The following is a 16,360-nucleotide window of genomic DNA, read 5'->3' as shown; positions in this document are numbered from 1 at the left end:
CGCGAGGGGGCGGGTGGCTCAGCCCCTAGGGGCCGGATGGCTCAGCCCCTGGGGGCCAGGGCCTCCCACCGCACCGTGATCTCCCCCTGGCGGCGGCGCCGGGGGTCGCCGGCCAGCGGCCAGTCCGTGGCCAGGGCCTGGACGGCGGCGCGCCACCGCTGGCGTGCGCCCAGCGCGCCCAGGGGGGCGGCCGCGGCCCAGGCGCGGTCGAAGTCCCGGAGGAAGGCATGGACCGCCTCGCCCGGGACATTGCGGTGTATCAGCGCCTTCGGGAGGCGTTCGGCCAGGTCGGAGGGGGTCCGCAGGGAGCCGAGCCGGGTGGCGAAGGTGACCGTGCGCGGCCCCTCGGGGCCCAGCGCGACCCATACGTGCCGCCGTCCGATCTCGTCGCAGGTGCCCTCGACCAGCAGCCCGCCGGGCGCCAGCCGGGCGCACAGCCGCTGCCACACGGCGGCCACCTCGTCCTCGTCGTACTGCCGCAGCACATTCGCGGCCCGTATGAGGACCGGCGCCCCGGTACGCGGCCCCGGCAGCGGCACCTCGAAGCCGCCGTGGACGAAGTCCAGCCCGGGCCGCTCGTAGGACCGGGCGGCCTCGACCCGCGCCGGATCTATCTCTATGCCGACGACCCGGGCGTCCGGCCGGACCGTCCGCAGCCGGCCGAGCAGCTCGACCGCGGTCCAGGGCGCCGCGCCGTAGCCCAGGTCGACCGCGACGGGGTCGGCGGCGCGGCGCAGCACGGCGCCGTGTTCGGCCGCTATCCAGCGGTCCATACGGCGCAGACGGTTGGGGTTGGTGGTCCCGCGGGTGGCGGTTCCGACGGGTCGGGACGGTGCGGATGCCGGGGCGGCGAAGACGGAGGGGCGGCGGGCCATGCCGTCGAGAGTATGGGGTGGCCGGGGGCGGGCCGGCAGCCGCGGTACCGCCGGCCACTCCGGCAGGCCGCCCGCCGAGGTGCCGCCCGGCCATTCCGCCCGGCCATTACGCCGAGCCGCTCCCCACCGCCGTACCCCCACCCCACCCTTGGTCACGCTTTGGCAAAGTGTGGGTGGAGCGCTCCGGACGGAAATGGATGACCGGGGTCTGTTGTTGGACGGGGTCGGAGGCGCGCCGCCCGCCCCGCCTAGGAGGTAGCTCGACGTGAGCCCATACGTGTCCCGGCTCCGCAGCCGACCCCATGGCCAGTTCGCGGGCCAGCCCCGGCTGCGCCTGCCGGGCAGCCCCCGCCGCCCCCGCCGGGTGGCCATGCTCAGCGTCCACACCTCCCCGTTGCACCAGCCCGGTACCGGCGACGCCGGCGGCATGAACGTCTACATCGTCGAGCTGGCCAGGAAGCTCGCCTCGATCAACATCGAGGTGGAGATCTTCACCCGCGCCACCACCGGCACCCTCCCGCCCGCCGTCGAGCTCGCCCCCGGCGTCCTCGTACGGCATGTGGACGCCGGTCCGTACGAGGGCCTGGCCAAGGAGGAGCTGCCCGCGCAGCTGTGTGCCTTCACCCATGGCGTGATGCAGGCCTGGGCCGGCCAGCGCCCCGGCCATTACGACCTGGTCCACTCCCACTACTGGCTGTCCGGCCACGTCGGCTGGCTGGCCGCCGAGCGCTGGGGCGCCCCGCTGGTACACGCCATGCACACCATGGCCAAGGTCAAGAACGCCGCCCTGGCCGCCGGTGACACCCCCGAGCCGGCCGCCCGGGTCATCGGCGAGACGCAGATCGTGCGCGCCGCGGACCGGCTGATAGCCAACACCGCCGAGGAGTCGGACGAGCTCGTACGGCATTACGAGGCCGAGCCCGGCAAGGTCGCGGTGGTCCACCCCGGCGTCAACCTCGACCGCTTCCGGCCCACCGGCGGTGCGGTCACCGAGAGCCGGGCCGCGGCCCGGGCCCGCCTCGGCCTGCCCCAGGACGCGGTCATCCCGCTCTTCGCCGGCCGCATACAGCCGCTGAAGGCCCCCGACGTCCTGCTGCGGGCGGTTGCCGCCCTGGTGAACGAGGACCCCTCGCTGCGCTCCCGTCTGGTGGTGCCCGTCGTGGGCGGCCCCAGCGGCAGCGGGCTGGCCAAGCCCGAGGGCCTGCAGAAGCTGGCCGCCCGGCTCGGCATCGCCGATCTGGTGCAGTTCCGCCCGCCGGTCGGCCAGGAGCAGCTCGCCGACTGGTACCGCGCCGCATCCGTGCTGGTCATGCCCTCGTACAGCGAGTCCTTCGGCCTGGTCGCCATCGAGGCCCAGGCCTGTGGCACCCCGGTGATCGCGGCCGCGGTCGGCGGTCTGCCGGTGGCCGTGCGCGACGGCGTCAGCGGCTTCCTCGTCGCCGGCCACGACCCCGCCGACTACGCCCGCGCGCTGGGCCGTTTCGTCGCCGACCCGGCGCTGCCCGCCCGGATGGGTACCGACGCCGCCCGCCACGCCCAGTCCTTCGGCTGGGACACGGCCGCCGCGGCGACCGCCGAGGTGTACACCGCCGCGATGCAGGAGCGGCGCCGTCACCTACGATCACCCCATGGCTGACGACGCGCGACAGGTGATCGAGGCGGCGCTGGACGACGCCGGCCTGGAATGGGAGAGCCCCACCGACGGCACCTTTGTCGTCAAGCTTCCCGGCACCCGCAAGCTCTCCACGACCTGCTCGCTCATCGTCGGCAAGCACTCCCTCTCCATCAACGCCTTCGTCGTCCGCCATCCCGACGAGAACGACGCAGCCGTGCACCGCTGGCTGCTGGAGCGCAACACCCGCCTGTACGGCGTCGGTTACGCCATCGACAAGCTCGGCGACATCTACCTCGTCGGCAAACTCCCGCTCGCCGCCGTCACCCCCGACGAGCTCGACCGCATCCTCGGCACCGTCCTGGAGAACGCCGACGGCAGCTTCAACACCCTGCTCGAAATGGGCTTCGCCACCGCCATCCGCAAGGAGTACGAGTGGCGGGTCTCCCGCGGCGAATCCACCCGCAATCTCGACGCCTTCGCGCATCTGACCCAGGGGCGTGGGCGGCCGGAGGCGTAGGGGGCGGGCTCTTCCGGGCCGGCATGGCGGGCGAGCTCACCCCAGGTCGTAGCCGAAGGCATAGGGCACGGACGGTTCGCCGGCTGTAGTGGTGAAGCTGCCGGTGCCGCGCAGACCGGTCAGCTCTCCGGTGCCCGTGCCGGGCACGACCTCGAAGGCGCAGCGCACGGTGCCGTCCGCCTCGAACGAGCCGCGCTCCTCGACGACGAAGGTGCCCTCGCGCCCGTCGAGCCGGCCGGTCAGCAGCTCCATGCCGGTGAACGTACCGGTCTTCTCCGTGACGTAGACGAGGGTGTATTCGCAGGTGGTGCCGGTCGCCTCGATGCCGCCGGAGAAGGTGTTGACGACGGAGGCGTGGGCGAGCTTCGGGCCTGCTCCGCCCGGACCGACCGGGTGTTCCGTCCAGTCGGCGAAGGTGAAATGGCCGGTGGTCTGCGTGTGCGTGGGCATGGCTGTCCTCTCGATCGGCCGCACGGTTCCGTGGTGCGGTGTGTGAGCAGCCTGACCGCCGTACCTGACACCGTCTGTCAGGTACGGCAGGACAATGACCCCATGCGTGCCGACCGGCTTCTGTCCGTGCTGTTGCTGCTCCAGAACCGTGGGCGGATGACCGCTCCTGAACTCGCCGCCGAGCTGGAGGTGTCGGTCCGTACGGTCTACCGGGACATCGAGGCGCTCGGTGCGTCGGGCGTCCCGGTCTGCGCCGACCGCGGGCCCGCCGGCGGCTACCGCCTGATGGACGGCTACCGCACGCGGCTGACCGGGCTCACCGACGCCGAGGCCGGCGCGCTCTTCCTCGCCGGAGTGCCCGGACCGGCACGTGAGCTGGGCCTCGGAGCGGTGCTGACGACCGCCCAGCAAAAGCTGCAAGCCGTGCTCCCGGCCGAACGGGCCGAGCGGGCCCGGCGTATTCAGGACCGGTTCCACCTGGATGCGCCGGCCTGGTTCCGGGACGCCGACCCGGTGGGGTGGCTGGCGCCGGTCGCGCAGGCGGTGTGGGAACAGCGGGTGCTGCGTGCGCATTACCGCCGCTGGGCCGGCGAGGTGCACCGGGAGCTGCACCCGCTCGGCCTCGTCCTCAAGGGCGGCATCTGGTACCTGGTGGCGCGGGCGGACCAGGCCGTACGGACCTACCGGATATCGCGGTTCCTGGCCGTGGACCTCACCGAAGAGGTCTTCGAGCGGCCGGCCGGATTCGAGCTGGCCGCCTACTGGGCGGAAGCGTCCCGGCGCCTGGAGGCCGCTCTGCACCAGGGAGTTGCCCGCCTGCGGATCTCCCCGCAGGCGCAGCGGCTGCTGCCCGTGCAGTTCGGCGCGGTGGGTGCGCGAGCCCTGGAGAGCGCCGGGCCACCCGACCACGAGGGCTGGGTGCAGGTGGAGATGCCGGTGGAGGCGCCGGAGGTCGCGGTCGGTGACCTGCTCAGGCTCGGCACGGAGGCAGAGGTGCTCGGCCCGCCCGCACTACGGGAGGCCATCGCCCGGGCCGTCTCCGTATTGGCCCAGCGCTACACCACCACAACATCCTGAACTCCACGTGCACCGCCCCCGAGCGACCCGGAGTCAGCGATTCAGCGGGCCAAACACCACCCCGGCGTGCCGTTCGGCCTGACGGGTCAATTACGCATGCAGTCCACCCGGAAAGCTCAGCTCTTCGCTCGTGGGTGACGTGCTCGCGGGAGGAAACGTGACATAAAGGCTGACTGTGGGTCATATCACTACGGTGATTCGGATGGCCGACGCTGTGTCTCCCTTCGCAGTAGGCAGAAAGGAACATCTCCTATGCGCACTGCCCGTACCTTGTTCGCCTCAGCCGTCATCACCGCGGTGCTCGCGGTGACGCCCGCCGCGTTCGCCTCGTCCGCGGTCGAGGGCCCCGCCACGGACAGTGGAACCTCGGTGGCAAGCTCCCGCCACGACGATGGCCGGAGAGGCGACGAGGACCACCGCTGGGGTCGCCACCACGACAAGTGCAAGCACCACCACCACCGGCGTCACCACCACCGTCACCACCGCCACCACCGGCCGGTGGGCGGTATCCACACCGGCGGTGGATGGATGGCGCACTCCTTCCGCTGAGCCGATGCCCTCCTGCTCGTGACCGACTGAGGCGGGAGAACGCCGTGCAGGACGCCGCCGGGGCCCGTGAAAAGGGCCCCGGCGGCGTCCTCATGAGCGGGCCCGGCGGCCGGCCCCGTCGGCGGCTACGGGATCTCGTGCCGCACCAGTGCGCGGGCGAACGGCTCGCCGGTGGCCTTCGCGTACGCCCGCCGCTCGCGGACCTCGGCGAGCGTGCGGGGGCGGTAACCCGGCCCGCCGCAGCAGCTCTTGTGGAAGCGGATGCCCGCGTTCAGCAGTACCGAGAGCACCCGCCAGCCGGCGGTGTCGCGGCGCCGCGGCGGTGCGAAGGCGGAGCCGACGTGGATCAGCGGCTCCGCACAGCGCGGGCAGCGTCGTTCGTGGGCACCGGTGTAGGGCTCGGGGTAGGGCTGCTTGTACGAGGCCCGGCAGGGCAGGCAGACGAAGGACGTTTTCCCGGGGGGCATGCCGGGAGCGTAGCCGCGGCGGGGGCGGGGTTCGACGGGTTTTCGGCGGGCGCGCTGACGCGCCGGGCGGTGTGCGGTTCCTGTCCGGGCAGCCTCCGCAGCAGCAGCCCGTAGCCCGCCGCGGCCACCGTGCCGACGGCCGCGCAGCCGGCCCACAGCGCATCGGCTCCGTAGTGGTCGATGACCGTGCCGCCGAGCAGAGGTGCCGTCAGGGAGGCGATGGACCAGGACAGCGAGTACATCCCCTGGTAGCGGCCGCGGCCGTGCACCGGCGAGAGGCGGACCACCAGGCCCATCTGGGTGGGGGAGTTGATGATCTCGCCGAGGGTCCAGACGGCGACGGCGACCGCGTACATGGCGACCGAGCCCGCCAGCGCGGTGAGCCCGAAGCCGTAACCGGCCAGCAGGGCCGAGCCGACCAGGAGCATCGCCGGACTGCGGTGCTCGATGAACCGCGTGACGGGGATCTGCAGCAGGACGATCAGGATGCCGTTGACGGCGATGACCATGCCGAAGTCGGCGCTGGAGAAGCCGTCCTGGCCCATCGACACCGGCATCGACACATACGCCTGCTGGAAGAGCAGGGCGAGCAGCAGATTGAGGCCGACGACGGTCATGAAGCGGCCGTCGCGCAGGACGGTGCGCAGGGAGACGGCCTCGGGCGCGGGGGTACCGGCCGCTTCATGACTGTCGCCGGGCCGGGTCTCCGGCAGCTTCCGGAAGACGACCAGGGCGCAGGCCAGGACGAGCGTGGCCTCGCCGAGGAAGAGGGCCAGATAGCCGTGCTGGGCGATGAGTCCGGCGGCGGTGGAGGAGACGGCGAAGCCGAGGTTGATCGCCCAGTAGTTGAGGGCGAAGGCGCGGACGCGGTCCTCGGGGGCGACGATGTCCGCCATCATCGCCTGCACGGCGGGGCGGGAGGCGTTGGACGCCATCCCGACCACGCACGCCACCGCCGCGATGGCCACCGGGTCCGTCATGAAGCCGAGCAGCGCGACCGAGGCCGCCGTCGACAGCTGCGCGATCAGCATCGTCGGCCGGCGGCCGAGCCGGTCGGTGAGCACGCCGGCGCCCACGGAGGAGAGCACCCCGCCGAGTCCGTAGAGCGCGCCGACCAGGCCCGCGTACGAGGCGGAGTAGCCGCGCTCGACCGTCAGATAGAGGGCGAGGAAGGTGGCGACGAAGGCGCCCAGCCGGTTGATCAGGGTGCTGGTCCACAGCCACCAGAACTGCCGGGGGAGTCCGGAGACGCTCTCCACGGCGGCGCGGCGCAGCCGGGCCGGCAGGGTCGGCCGAGGCGGCGGTATAGGCGTGGGCATGACAGTTCCCCCGAGGAATGGTGCGGCGCGGCGTGGTCGTGAAAGCGGTGTGGTCGTGAAGAGGCGGGTGGCGGCTGCGCGGCGGCGGGATGGGCGTAAGTGGTGCAGCCGACGACCGCAACCTACTTTCGGGGCGGTGCGCCTCGCCACTCAATTGATCGGAAGCGTCAAACGTCGCCGGGAAGCCCAGGTTCTGGACCCCCGGAGGGCCCTCCCCGGGATTCGATTACGCTCGACGCCATGGCCGACGCACCGTACAAGCTGATCCTCCTCCGCCATGGCGAGAGCGAATGGAACGCGAAGAACCTGTTCACCGGCTGGGTGGACGTCAATCTCAACGAGAAGGGCGAGAAGGAGGCAGTCCGCGGCGGAGAGCTGCTCAAGGACGCCGGCCTGCTCCCCGACGTAGTGCACACCTCCCTCCAGAAGCGCGCCATCCGCACCGCGCAGCTGGCCCTGGAGTCCGCCGACCGCCACTGGATCCCGGTCCGCCGCAGCTGGCGGCTGAACGAGCGCCACTACGGTGCGCTCCAGGGGAAGGACAAGGCGCAGACGCTGGCCGAGTTCGGCGAGGAGCAGTTCATGCTCTGGCGCCGCTCGTACGACACCCCGCCGCCCGCCCTTGAGGACGGCACCGAGTTCTCCCAGAGCGATGACCCGCGCTACGCCGACATCCCCAGCGAGTTGCGCCCGCGCACGGAGTGCCTCAAGGACGTCGTCACGCGCATGCTGCCGTACTGGTACGACGGCATCGTCCCGGACCTCCTTGCCGGCCGTACGGTCCTGGTCGCCGCGCACGGCAACAGCCTGCGCGCCCTGGTCAAGCACCTCGACGGCATCTCCGACGAGGACATCGCCGGCCTGAACATCCCCACCGGCATCCCGCTCGCCTACGAGCTGGACGCCGACTTCCGCCCGGTCAAGGCCGGCGGCACCTACCTCGACCCGGAGGCCGCCAAGGCCGCCATCGAGGCAGTGAAGAACCAGGGGAAGAAGAAGTAGCAGGACCCCGCAGTCGAGCCCCCTGCCCGCGGTTTTTCCGCAGGTGGGGGGCTCGCTGCTGTGCGGGGGCGGGTGGCCGCCCGGGGTGCGGCTCGATCCGGCGGGCCGCGGCGTGCGGGGGCAGCATGGAAGAGGGGCACATGTCCGCAACCTGGAGGATGAGACAGATGCCCAAGTTCATGGACATCCACCGCGGTATGGAGGGCCTCACGGCCGACCAGCTGAAGGCGGCGCACCAGGCCGACCTCGCCATCGAGGCCCAGGAGGGCGTGCACTTCGAGCACGCCTGGGCCGACCCCGACTCCGGCGACGTCTTCTGCCTGTCGGAGGCGCCCTCGGCGGGCGCCGTGCAGCGGGTCCACGAGCGCGCCGGCCACAAGGCGGACGAGATCCATCCGGTGCCGCTCAGCCTGTGACGCGGACGTACGGCCGCGGCCCGCGGGCCGCGGCCACCCCGGGACGACCGGACTGAGACGCCGGCAACGGCAGCGGCCCCGACCGGAAGATCAACCGGTCGGGGCCGCCGTCGCGCTGTGCCGTCGAGCTCGCTAGCAGCCGCCGCCGCACTGGCACGGTCCGCCCGACTGGCAGCCGCAGCTGCAGCCGGGGCCGCAGCTACAGGCGCCGAGCACCGGGAGCCGTGGGCGCTCGACGACCGTCGGGGCGCCGTGGGACGCGGGGTAGTGGGAGTCCGCCATGGGTGCCATGCATTGCCTCCTAGGGGTCACCTGGTGCCCATTGCATGCCCGGGCGACCAGGCGCGTCAACGGCGCGCGGAGGCATACGTCAACCGCGCCCGGTGGCACAGGAAACGGACTCCTGCCCTTCGCCCGCCGCCGCGGTCAGGCGCCCTCCACCGCCGTCGACGAGGAGGCGATCTCGTCGGCGTGCTCGCCGGTGACGAGGTAGACGACCCGCTTGGCGACGGAGACCGCGTGGTCCGCGAAGCGCTCGTAGTAGCGGCCCAGCAGGGTCACGTCCACGGCCGTCTCGATGCCGTGCTTCCAGCGGTCGTCCATCAGGTGCTGGAAGAGGGTGCGGTGCAGCATGTCCATCGCGTCGTCGTCCTGCTCCAGCTGGAGCGCGAGGTCGACGTCCTTGGTGATGATGACCTCGGCGGCCTTGGCCATCAGGCGCTGCGCCAGCTGCCCCATCTCCAGGATGGTGGCGTGCAGATCGCGCGGTACGGCCGTCTCCGGGAAGCGCAGCCGGGACAGCTTGGCCACGTGCTGGGCCAGGTCGCCGGAGCGCTCCAGGTCGGCGCTCATCCGCAGCGAGGTGACGACGATCCGCAGGTCGGTGGCGACCGGCTGCTGGCGCGCCAGCAGGGCGATCGCCCGGGCCTCCAGGTCGCGCTGGAGGTCGTCGACCTTCTCGTCGCCGGCGATGACGTTCTCGGCCAGCTTGAGGTCCGCGTCGAGAATCGCCGTGGTGGCGCGCCCGATCGCGGAGCCGACGAGCCGGGCCATCTCGACCAGGCCCTCGCCGATCGAATCAAGCTCCTCGTGGTACGCGTCCCGCATCTGTGACCTTCTCTCGCATCGAGTGGTGGTGTGGGAGGTGGCACGGGGTACAGGTGACCTCTGCCCACGCTCTCACGGTCAGTGCCCGCACGAGCCGGATCCCAGGAGGGCGATGGCCCACGGAGCGCTCACTCCGCGGTGCCGTGTGCCGGCGGGGCCGACGCCCCGCGGTCACTCCGGGTGCCCGGTCGCGCGACGGTGCGGAATTGCTCCGGCACCCGCACCGTCACCCTGCGGGCGCCGCGCGACCTGCGGTGCCACCGGGGGTGAACCGGCACCGACGTGAAGGTGAATTCTGGGCGACGCATCGCCTGCCGCGGGGCCGGCCGCGCGGTTCACCTGGCCACCCTCCGGCCGGGCGGGGCTCGCGCGGCGTATCCCCAAGGGACATCCGGCCGGCAGCCGCCCGCCCGCGTCCGGTTGCCGGAGTGAACCAGCGCGGACGCCACGGTGAATTCTGGGCGACGTGTGATAGGGCAGCGCCTCGCAACCCTGGGGAAGTGTCCGACCCGGCGCATAACCTGGAGTCATGAACGTGGACGCGGCCGTCGCCGCAGTGGCAGCGATCGCCGGGCTGTGCACCGGCGTCTTCGCCATGCTGGCGTTCCGCTGGAGCGAACGCGACCAGGCCAAACCCACCCGTACCTCGCTGCACACGGACGCCGTGCTGCCGCCCGGGGTCGACACCGTGCTGTCGGTCCTCCGCTCCTCCGCCGTGGTGCTGGACGAGGCCGACGCCGTCGTCAAGGCCAGCTCCGCCGCGTACGCCCTCGGGCTGGTCCGCGGCGGCAAGCTCGCCGTCGAGCCGATGATGCAGATGGCCCGGGACACCCGCCGGGACGGCGAGATACGCCAGGTCGAGCTGGATCTGCCGCGCCGCGGCACCGGCCGCGGCGAGGCGCTCGCGGTCTCCGCCAGAGTCGCCCCGCTCGGCTCCCGGCTCGTCCTGCTGCTGGTCGAGGACCTCACGGAGGCCCGCCGCATAGAGGCGGTCCGCCGCGACTTCGTGGCCAACGTCAGCCATGAGCTCAAGACACCCGTCGGCGCGCTCTCGCTGCTCTCCGAGGCCGTGATGGACGCCAGCGACGACCCCGAGGCCGTCGAGCGCTTCGCCGGCCGGATGCAGAACGAGGCCACCCGCCTGACCAACCTCGTCCAGGAGCTCATCGACCTCTCCCGGGTGCAGAACGACGACCCGCTGGAGGACGCCGAGCCGGTCCGGGTCGACGAACTGGTCGCCGAGGCGATCGACCGCTGCCGCCAGCAGGCCGGCGCGAAGCAGATCACCATGGCCACGTCGATCGGCGGGCCCGAAGGCTCCGCCGCCCGGGGTGGCGGCGGGCGGCGCGAGGACGGCCCCGGCGACCTGAGCATCTGGGGCAACCGCGGCCAGCTCGCGGCGGCCCTGGGCAACCTCGTCGAGAACGCCGTCAACTACTCCCCGTCGCGCACCCGCGTCGGGATCGCCGGGCGGCGGGTCTCCGCCCCCGGTGGCGACCTGATCGAGATCGCGGTGACCGACCAGGGCATCGGGATATCCGAGAGGGATCGGGAGCGCATCTTCGAGCGCTTCTACCGTGTGGACCCGGCGCGCTCGCGCGCCACCGGCGGGACCGGCCTCGGTCTCGCCATCGTCAAGCATGTGGCCGCCTCGCACGGCGGGGAGGTCACGGTGTGGAGCGCTGAGGGACAAGGCTCCACCTTCACCCTGCGTCTCCCGGAAGCCGGGGCCGTACGCGACCGCGAACGGCCCGCCGACCTCTCCGCGGAGGGCCTCGACGACGAGGACCGCCCGTACGAGACCTTCAACGATCCACTCCCTGCACACCCAGCCCCGGAGGTCCTTCCGTGACCCGAGTGCTCGTCGTCGAGGACGAGGAATCGTTCAGCGACGCACTGTCTTACATGCTCCGTAAGGAGGGCTTCGAGGTCGCCATCGCGGCTACGGGCCCTGACGGACTGGACGAATTCGAGCGCAACGGCGCCGACCTCGTCCTGCTCGACCTGATGCTGCCGGGCCTGCCCGGTACCGAGGTCTGCCGCCAGTTGCGTGGCCGCTCCAACGTCCCGGTCATCATGGTGACCGCCAAGGACAGCGAGATCGACAAGGTCGTCGGCCTGGAGATAGGAGCCGATGACTACGTCACCAAGCCCTTCTCCTCCCGCGAGCTCGTCGCCCGCATCCGCGCCGTGCTCCGCCGCCGCGGCGAGCCGGAGGAGGTCACCCCGCAGGCCCTGGAGGCCGGCCCGGTCCGGATGGACGTGGACCGCCATGTCGTCACGGTCTCCGGCGGCAAGGTCGATCTGCCCCTCAAGGAGTTCGACCTCCTGGAAATGCTGCTGCGCAACGCCGGCCGGGTGCTGACCCGGATGCAGCTCATCGACCGGGTCTGGGGCGCCGACTACGTGGGCGACACCAAGACCCTGGACGTGCACGTCAAGCGGCTGCGCGCCAAGATCGAGCCCGACCCGGGCGCGCCGCGCTACCTCGTCACGGTCCGCGGCCTGGGGTACAAGTTCGAGCCGTAAACGCGGCCTGAGCAGCTCAGCGGCCGCCGCCCGGGTGGCGAGCCGCAGTACGCGTCAGGGCGCCCCTCCGAGCCGGAGGGGCGCCCTGACGCCTTGCTGTGACGGGCCGGGGTCAGTGACCGCCGTGCGCCGATCCCGAGGGCTTCGCGGAGCCGGACGGGCTGGCCGAACCGGACGGCTTGCCCGACGCCGAGGGCTTGGCGGAGCCCGACGGGGACGCCGAACCGGACGGCTGCGGCAGCTGGGAGGGCCCGTAGCCCGCGAAGTAGCTCGTCGCCGGGACGACATACGCGTTGATCTTGACCTTGCCGGCCGAGCTCAAGGTGAACGTCAGCGGCTGGGCGTTCCCGTCCTTGACGGCCTCCCGGCCGCTGGCCAGGACGGCCGAGGCGTCGCCCTTGCCGCCGATCACGATGGAGCCGCCGGCGGGCACGATGACCGGGCCCGAGCCGGCGGTCGGCGAGAGCTTGGCCGACTGGCCGGTGCCGTCGACGGAGATCGCGGTCAGCTTCTGGTCCTTGGCGCCGTTGTTGAACACCGTCGCGGAGATCACCGCCGGGCCCTTGGCGTTCACATCGGGCTGGGTGACGACGGACGCGTTCTGGATCTTGATGTCGCCGACGGAGGTCGCGGCGTTGTCCGGCTTGACCTGCAGCGTCTGGGCGTCGTTCCCGGCCCCGCACGCGGACAGCGTGGCGATCGAGAGCGAAAGGACGGTGGCGGCGAGGACGCCGCGTCGAAGGCTGCGGCTCACGGCGGCGGCATCTCCTTGACGAGCTACGGCGGCCGAACTTCGTGCCCGGTCGCGGATGGACGGCTGGGGCGGCACTGCGTACGCGTCATGACGACGGGTGCGTAAAGCCGCCCTAAGGGTGTGTCAGCGCCGCTAGGTTACCGAGCCGTCCTCACGCCGCCGCACCCGACCCGCCCCCAGCGCCCTCAGGGCCCGCCACCACCGCTCACGACCGGTTTCCGGCCCCCGCACGAGGACCTCCGGAGAAACCCGCCACCGGCCACGGAACGGAACACAGAACGAGCCACGGAGTGGACCGGAGAGCAGCCCACGGAACAGGACACAGATCGCTCACCCCGAGGACACACAGTTCGACGCGCAGTTCGGCAAGCAGTTCGGCGCGCACATCCGGACGTACAGATCCGGACGCACCACGAGAACGCGCACCGAGAACGTGGCGGGAATTCGACGAGCGGCCGTTCGGGTGAGAGCAGGCAGGATCCCCCGGTGAAAAGCAGTATTCGCAGAGAATGTGAAGGCCTCGCGGAATTGATCACACTCCTCGGCCGCCGGATGGTGATCAATTCAGGAATCGCTCGGGAGAGGTCCCTGAGCAGCCGAACGGAGTAGCGGAACTCGCTCATGCGGATCTGCGCAAAACGGGACGTTCGACCTCCCGAACCCCGCCTTCCCGGTACGTGACGGGCATGTTTCCACTCACCCGTGCAGCCCCTCCGACCTGCGAATACCCGCCTTCCGCGACCCCTCGCAGCACGTTCCGGTTACTGTTGTCAAGCCCCGAGATATGCCCTGACCTGCGAAAACGCCATTCAGAACGGCCCGTTCCCGTGTTAGCATGGATAGCCACGGAAGGGGTACCTGTCACATGACGTTCAAGGTTGGCGACACCGTGGTCTATCCCCATCACGGGGCCGCGCTGATCGAGGCCATCGAAACTCGCCAGATCAAAGGCGTGGACAAGACCTACTTGGTGCTGAAGGTCGCCCAGGGCGACTTGACTGTTCGTGTGCCAGCGGACAATGCGGAGTTCGTCGGCGTACGCGACGTGGTTGGTCAGGACGGGCTGGACCGGGTCTTCGAGGTGCTTCGCGCACCGTATGCCGAAGAGCCGACGAACTGGTCCCGTCGCTACAAGGCAAATCTTGAGAAGCTCGCTTCCGGCGATGTGATCAAGGTTGCCGAAGTGGTGCGCGACCTGTGGCGGCGTGAGCGTGAGCGCGGGCTTTCCGCCGGTGAGAAGAGGATGCTCGCGAAGGCGCGCCAGATTCTGGTGAGCGAGCTCGCCCTCGCGGAGAACACCAACGAGGACAAGGCCGAGGCCCTGCTCGACGAGGTCCTCGCGTCCTGACGACGCTGTGTGTTGGTCAAGCGCGTGGTGGTCAAGCGTGTGCGGATCATGCGTGCGTGGGTCACGCGTCCGCCGACGACGCGTCCGGCGCAGCCACGACAGCGCCGACATAGCAATGCCGACGTAGTAATGCCGCGGTGCCCGAGTGACGACCACTTCCCAGGTGGAGTGGTCCGTTGCCGGGCGCTGCGGCATATCTGCCGGCGGATCGGCGATTCGCTGAGATCGCCGACGGACCGCCGACTCAGTGTGGCGTGCCGGGCCCGGGCGGCTTTCTCGACCGTGTCACGGAAGGGTCCGGTCGAGGCGTCGCGCCCGGCACTCCCCCAAGCTCTATGAGCTGGGGGCACTCCCAGGCCATACCCACCTCGCCCGAGGAAACAAACCTGTCTGCGTCAATTCCGGGCTTGCCCCGGACTCCGGAGCCATCGATGTCAGATCCCTCCCGCCCGGTCCGCACCGCCGCGGTGATTCCCGCCGCCGGCCGCGGTGTCCGGCTCGGTCCCGGCACCCCCAAGGCGCTGCGCACACTGGGCGGCACCCCCATGCTGGTGCACGCCGTCCGTGCGATGGCCGCCTCCCGTGCCGTCTCCCTCATCGTGGTGGTCGCCCCACCCGACGGCGCCGCCGAGGTCAGCCGCCTGCTGCACGAGCATCCGCTCGCCGAGCGCACCGACCTCGTGGTCGTCCCCGGCGGACAGACCCGCCAGGAGTCCGTACAGCTCGGTCTGGCGGCGCTCCCGGACACCATCGAGGTCGTGCTGGTGCATGACGCCGCGCGGCCGCTGGTGCCGGCCGACACGGTCGATGCGGTGGTCGCCGCCGTACGGGCCGGTGCGCCCGCCGTCGTCCCCGCGCTGCCGCTGGCGGACACCGTCAAGCAGGTCGAGCCGCAGCCGCCGGGCACGCCCGAGCCGGTGGTCGGCACCCCGGAGCGGGCCCTGCTGCGTGCCGTGCAGACCCCGCAGGGCTTCGATCTGGCGACCCTGCGCAAGGCGCACGACACCGTCGTCGAGGGCGAGGGCGCCACGGACGACGCCGGGCTGGTCGAGCGGCTCGGATCGCCGGTCGTGGTCGTCCCCGGCCACGAGGAGGCATTCAAGGTGACCCGGCCGCTGGACCTGGTCCTGGCCGAGGCCGTACTCGCCCGCAGGAGGGCCACCGATGGCTATGTCTGAGCCGCTTCCCACCGGGGCCCCCGCCGCCCCGCTGCTGCCGCTCGTCGGTATCGGCACGGACGTGCACGCCTTCGAGCAGGGCCGGGAGCTCTGGTGCGCCGGGCTGCTCTGGGACGCCGCGGAGAGCGACGGCTACGGCCTGGCCGGCCACAGCGACGGCGATGTGGTCGCACACGCCGCCTGTGACGCGCTGTTCTCGGCGGCCGGCGTCGGCGACCTGGGCGCACACTTCGGCACCGGCCGCCCCGAGTGGTCCGGCGCCTCCGGTGTGACGCTGCTGGCCGAGGCCGCGCGGATCGTCCGGGCCGAGGGCTTCACCATCGGCAATGTCGCGGTGCAGGTCATCGGCGTACGCCCCAAGGTCGGCAAGCGGCGGGACGAGGCGCAGAAGGCGCTGTCGGCGGCCGTCGGCGCGCCGGTCTCGGTCTCCGGTACGACCTCGGACGGACTGGGGCTGACCGGCCGCGCCGAGGGCCTGGCCGCGGTCGCCACGGCGATCGTCTTCCGTACGGCCTGACGGCACGGCCTGACCCGACGTTCTGGCACCGCGCTCCGGCACGAGGTGCGCTGCGGCGCCCGGCATTCCCCCGTATGGCGCGGGAATTCCGGGCGCCGCACGGGTGTTGGAGGAGGATCGGAGTGTTCGTGTCCATCGGAACGGCCCGCAGGAAGGACCCCTCGTGACTGCCACCCTGTCCGACGACCTCAAGAAGCTCCTGGACTCCCCGGTCTTCGTGACCGTGGCCACGATCCAGCCCGACGGCAGCCCGCAGCTCTCCCCGGTCTGGGTGAAGCGGGACGGCGACGATCTGCTGTTCTCGACGACCGTCGGCCGCCGCAAGGAGGCCAACATCCGGCGCGACCCCCGTGTCTCGGTCCTCATCCAGCCCTTCGACGCGCCGTACACCTACGCCGAGGTGCGCGGCTCCGCCTCGCTCACCACCGAGGGCGGGCCGCAGCTGATCGACGAGCTGTCGCAGAAGTACACCGGCAAGCCGTACGCCGACTTCAATCCCGCCGCGGCCGACGACGCCCCGCGGCTCGTGGTCCGGATCACCCCGCGCAAGGTGGTCGGCAGCATCTGAACCGGCGCCGGACCGCCATGAGTGCCGGGCATTTACGGCGAATCGGACGGTTGGCGCGGATCCCTTCCCCCG

The 16,360-nt window shown here is 71.7% G+C and carries 18 protein-coding genes; 12 read left to right on the top strand and 6 right to left on the bottom strand.

Translation table 11 applies throughout. The features are described from left to right. Positions 1–41 precede the first annotated feature (41 nt). Complete coding sequence (locus tag CPH93_RS14040) at positions 42–875, bottom strand: class I SAM-dependent methyltransferase (RefSeq protein ID WP_096213044.1); 834 nt, start codon at positions 873–875, stop codon at positions 42–44. A 265-nt stretch (positions 876–1,140) separates the two neighbouring features. Here CPH93_RS14040 and mshA point away from each other — a divergent pair, with 265 nt between their 5' ends. Both mshA and CPH93_RS14030 read left to right on the top strand, forming a co-directional pair. Further along, positions 1,141–2,511 carry a D-inositol-3-phosphate glycosyltransferase gene (gene mshA, locus CPH93_RS14035; RefSeq protein ID WP_093484583.1) on the top strand — a complete coding sequence of 457 codons (1,371 nt, stop codon included), beginning with the start codon at positions 1,141–1,143 and terminating at the stop codon, positions 2,509–2,511. Further along, positions 2,504–3,007 (top strand): YbjN domain-containing protein, encoded by a 504-nt coding sequence (locus tag CPH93_RS14030; RefSeq protein WP_096213043.1) that lies wholly within the window; start codon positions 2,504–2,506, stop codon positions 3,005–3,007. The genes mshA and CPH93_RS14030 overlap by 8 nt, the downstream gene beginning before the upstream one ends. Positions 3,008–3,043: 36 nt before the next feature. Here the strand turns inward: CPH93_RS14030 and CPH93_RS14025 are convergent, their stop codons facing one another. Next, on the bottom strand, positions 3,044–3,457 hold the full coding sequence (locus CPH93_RS14025; protein WP_093484585.1) for a DUF3224 domain-containing protein: 414 nt from the start codon (positions 3,455–3,457) through the stop codon (positions 3,044–3,046). A 102-nt stretch (positions 3,458–3,559) separates the two neighbouring features. On the opposite strand from CPH93_RS14025, the gene CPH93_RS14020 reads away from it, so the two are divergent. Together CPH93_RS14020 and CPH93_RS14015 are read left to right on the top strand one after the other, a co-directional pair. Next, the gene (locus CPH93_RS14020; protein WP_096213042.1) at positions 3,560–4,534 is read left to right on the top strand and encodes a helix-turn-helix transcriptional regulator; all 975 of its coding nucleotides are present in this window, start codon (positions 3,560–3,562) and stop codon (positions 4,532–4,534) included. Positions 4,535–4,786: 252 nt separating this feature from the next. Beyond that, a complete protein-coding gene (locus CPH93_RS14015) occupies positions 4,787–5,083 on the top strand; it encodes a hypothetical protein (RefSeq protein ID WP_093649088.1) in 297 nt (98 codons plus the stop codon). Positions 5,084–5,208: 125 nt separating this feature from the next. On the opposite strand, the gene CPH93_RS36745 is transcribed toward CPH93_RS14015, so the two are convergent. Together CPH93_RS36745 and CPH93_RS14010 are read right to left on the bottom strand one after the other, a co-directional pair. Continuing rightward, positions 5,209–5,520 (bottom strand): deoxyxylulose-5-phosphate synthase, encoded by a 312-nt coding sequence (locus CPH93_RS36745; RefSeq protein ID WP_231977429.1) that lies wholly within the window; start codon positions 5,518–5,520, stop codon positions 5,209–5,211. Next, complete coding sequence (locus tag CPH93_RS14010) at positions 5,430–6,869, bottom strand: MDR family MFS transporter (RefSeq protein WP_231977324.1); 1,440 nt, start codon at positions 6,867–6,869, stop codon at positions 5,430–5,432. The genes CPH93_RS36745 and CPH93_RS14010 overlap by 91 nt, the downstream gene beginning before the upstream one ends. A gap of 240 nt (positions 6,870–7,109) precedes the next feature. Here CPH93_RS14010 and CPH93_RS14005 point away from each other — a divergent pair, with 240 nt between their 5' ends. Beyond that, on the top strand, positions 7,110–7,871 hold the full coding sequence (locus CPH93_RS14005) for a phosphoglyceromutase (protein ID WP_093484588.1): 762 nt from the start codon (positions 7,110–7,112) through the stop codon (positions 7,869–7,871). 167 nt (positions 7,872–8,038) lie between these two features. After that, positions 8,039–8,287, top strand: coding sequence for an SCO4226 family nickel-binding protein (locus CPH93_RS14000; RefSeq protein ID WP_093484589.1), 249 nt, complete (start codon positions 8,039–8,041; stop codon positions 8,285–8,287). Between the two features lie 426 nt (positions 8,288–8,713). Here CPH93_RS14000 and phoU read toward each other — a convergent pair whose 3' ends face one another. Beyond that, positions 8,714–9,394 (bottom strand): phosphate signaling complex protein PhoU, encoded by a 681-nt coding sequence (gene phoU, locus CPH93_RS13995; RefSeq protein WP_093484590.1) that lies wholly within the window; start codon positions 9,392–9,394, stop codon positions 8,714–8,716. 529 nt (positions 9,395–9,923) lie between these two features. Between phoU and CPH93_RS13990 the strand changes: the two genes are divergently transcribed. Both CPH93_RS13990 and CPH93_RS13985 read left to right on the top strand, forming a co-directional pair. Next, complete coding sequence (locus CPH93_RS13990; RefSeq protein WP_093484591.1) at positions 9,924–11,246, top strand: sensor histidine kinase; 1,323 nt, start codon at positions 9,924–9,926, stop codon at positions 11,244–11,246. Continuing rightward, complete coding sequence (locus CPH93_RS13985) at positions 11,243–11,923, top strand: response regulator transcription factor (protein WP_006603892.1); 681 nt, start codon at positions 11,243–11,245, stop codon at positions 11,921–11,923. The genes CPH93_RS13990 and CPH93_RS13985 overlap by 4 nt, the downstream gene beginning before the upstream one ends. Before the next feature lie 112 nt (positions 11,924–12,035). Here CPH93_RS13985 and CPH93_RS13980 read toward each other — a convergent pair whose 3' ends face one another. Further along, positions 12,036–12,677 carry a DUF461 domain-containing protein gene (locus tag CPH93_RS13980; RefSeq protein ID WP_096213041.1) on the bottom strand — a complete coding sequence of 214 codons (642 nt, stop codon included), beginning with the start codon at positions 12,675–12,677 and terminating at the stop codon, positions 12,036–12,038. 865 nt (positions 12,678–13,542) lie between these two features. On the opposite strand from CPH93_RS13980, the gene CPH93_RS13970 reads away from it, so the two are divergent. The 4 genes from CPH93_RS13970 to CPH93_RS13955 all read left to right on the top strand — a co-directional run bounded on the left by CPH93_RS13970 (position 13,543) and on the right by CPH93_RS13955 (position 16,288). Next, complete coding sequence (locus CPH93_RS13970) at positions 13,543–14,025, top strand: CarD family transcriptional regulator (protein WP_003953493.1); 483 nt, start codon at positions 13,543–13,545, stop codon at positions 14,023–14,025. Between the two features lie 431 nt (positions 14,026–14,456). Next, positions 14,457–15,203: a 2-C-methyl-D-erythritol 4-phosphate cytidylyltransferase gene (gene ispD / locus CPH93_RS13965; RefSeq protein ID WP_093484593.1), complete on the top strand. Its 747-nt coding sequence runs from the start codon at positions 14,457–14,459 to the stop codon at positions 15,201–15,203. Beyond that, complete coding sequence (gene ispF, locus CPH93_RS13960) at positions 15,196–15,720, top strand: 2-C-methyl-D-erythritol 2,4-cyclodiphosphate synthase (RefSeq protein ID WP_093484594.1); 525 nt, start codon at positions 15,196–15,198, stop codon at positions 15,718–15,720. The genes ispD and ispF overlap by 8 nt, the downstream gene beginning before the upstream one ends. 163 nt (positions 15,721–15,883) lie before the next feature. Further along, complete coding sequence (locus tag CPH93_RS13955; protein WP_093484595.1) at positions 15,884–16,288, top strand: PPOX class F420-dependent oxidoreductase; 405 nt, start codon at positions 15,884–15,886, stop codon at positions 16,286–16,288. Positions 16,289–16,360: the final 72 nt, after the last annotated feature.

Origin of the sequence: Streptomyces sp. 2323.1 (assembly GCF_900221035.1) — a bacterium.
In the GTDB taxonomy this organism is placed as follows: domain Bacteria; phylum Actinomycetota; class Actinomycetes; order Streptomycetales; family Streptomycetaceae; genus Streptomyces; species Streptomyces sioyaensis.
The sequence above is the reverse complement of the archived record's forward strand: the minus strand, read 5'-3'. Positions and strand labels throughout refer to the sequence as shown.

Bases quoted from the DNA above. Each gene is read 5' to 3' on its own strand.
- CPH93_RS14000 (WP_093484589.1), top strand. From the start codon at position 8,039: ATGCCCAAGTTCATGGACATCCACCGCGGTATGGAGGGCCTCACGGCC.
- ispD (WP_093484593.1), top strand. From the start codon at position 14,457: ATGTCAGATCCCTCCCGCCCGGTCCGCACCGCCGCGGTGATTCCCGCC.
- CPH93_RS14025 (WP_093484585.1), bottom strand. From the start codon at position 3,457: ATGCCCACGCACACGCAGACCACCGGCCATTTCACCTTCGCCGACTGG.
- CPH93_RS14040 (WP_096213044.1), bottom strand. From the start codon at position 875: ATGGCCCGCCGCCCCTCCGTCTTCGCCGCCCCGGCATCCGCACCGTCC.
- CPH93_RS14005 (WP_093484588.1), top strand. From the start codon at position 7,110: ATGGCCGACGCACCGTACAAGCTGATCCTCCTCCGCCATGGCGAGAGC.
- CPH93_RS13970 (WP_003953493.1), top strand. From the start codon at position 13,543: ATGACGTTCAAGGTTGGCGACACCGTGGTCTATCCCCATCACGGGGCC.
- phoU (WP_093484590.1), bottom strand. From the start codon at position 9,394: ATGCGGGACGCGTACCACGAGGAGCTTGATTCGATCGGCGAGGGCCTG.
- CPH93_RS13990 (WP_093484591.1), top strand. From the start codon at position 9,924: ATGAACGTGGACGCGGCCGTCGCCGCAGTGGCAGCGATCGCCGGGCTG.
- CPH93_RS14015 (WP_093649088.1), top strand. From the start codon at position 4,787: ATGCGCACTGCCCGTACCTTGTTCGCCTCAGCCGTCATCACCGCGGTG.
- CPH93_RS14030 (WP_096213043.1), top strand. From the start codon at position 2,504: ATGGCTGACGACGCGCGACAGGTGATCGAGGCGGCGCTGGACGACGCC.
- CPH93_RS14010 (WP_231977324.1), bottom strand. From the start codon at position 6,869: ATGCCCACGCCTATACCGCCGCCTCGGCCGACCCTGCCGGCCCGGCTG.
- CPH93_RS14020 (WP_096213042.1), top strand. From the start codon at position 3,560: ATGCGTGCCGACCGGCTTCTGTCCGTGCTGTTGCTGCTCCAGAACCGT.
- ispF (WP_093484594.1), top strand. From the start codon at position 15,196: ATGTCTGAGCCGCTTCCCACCGGGGCCCCCGCCGCCCCGCTGCTGCCG.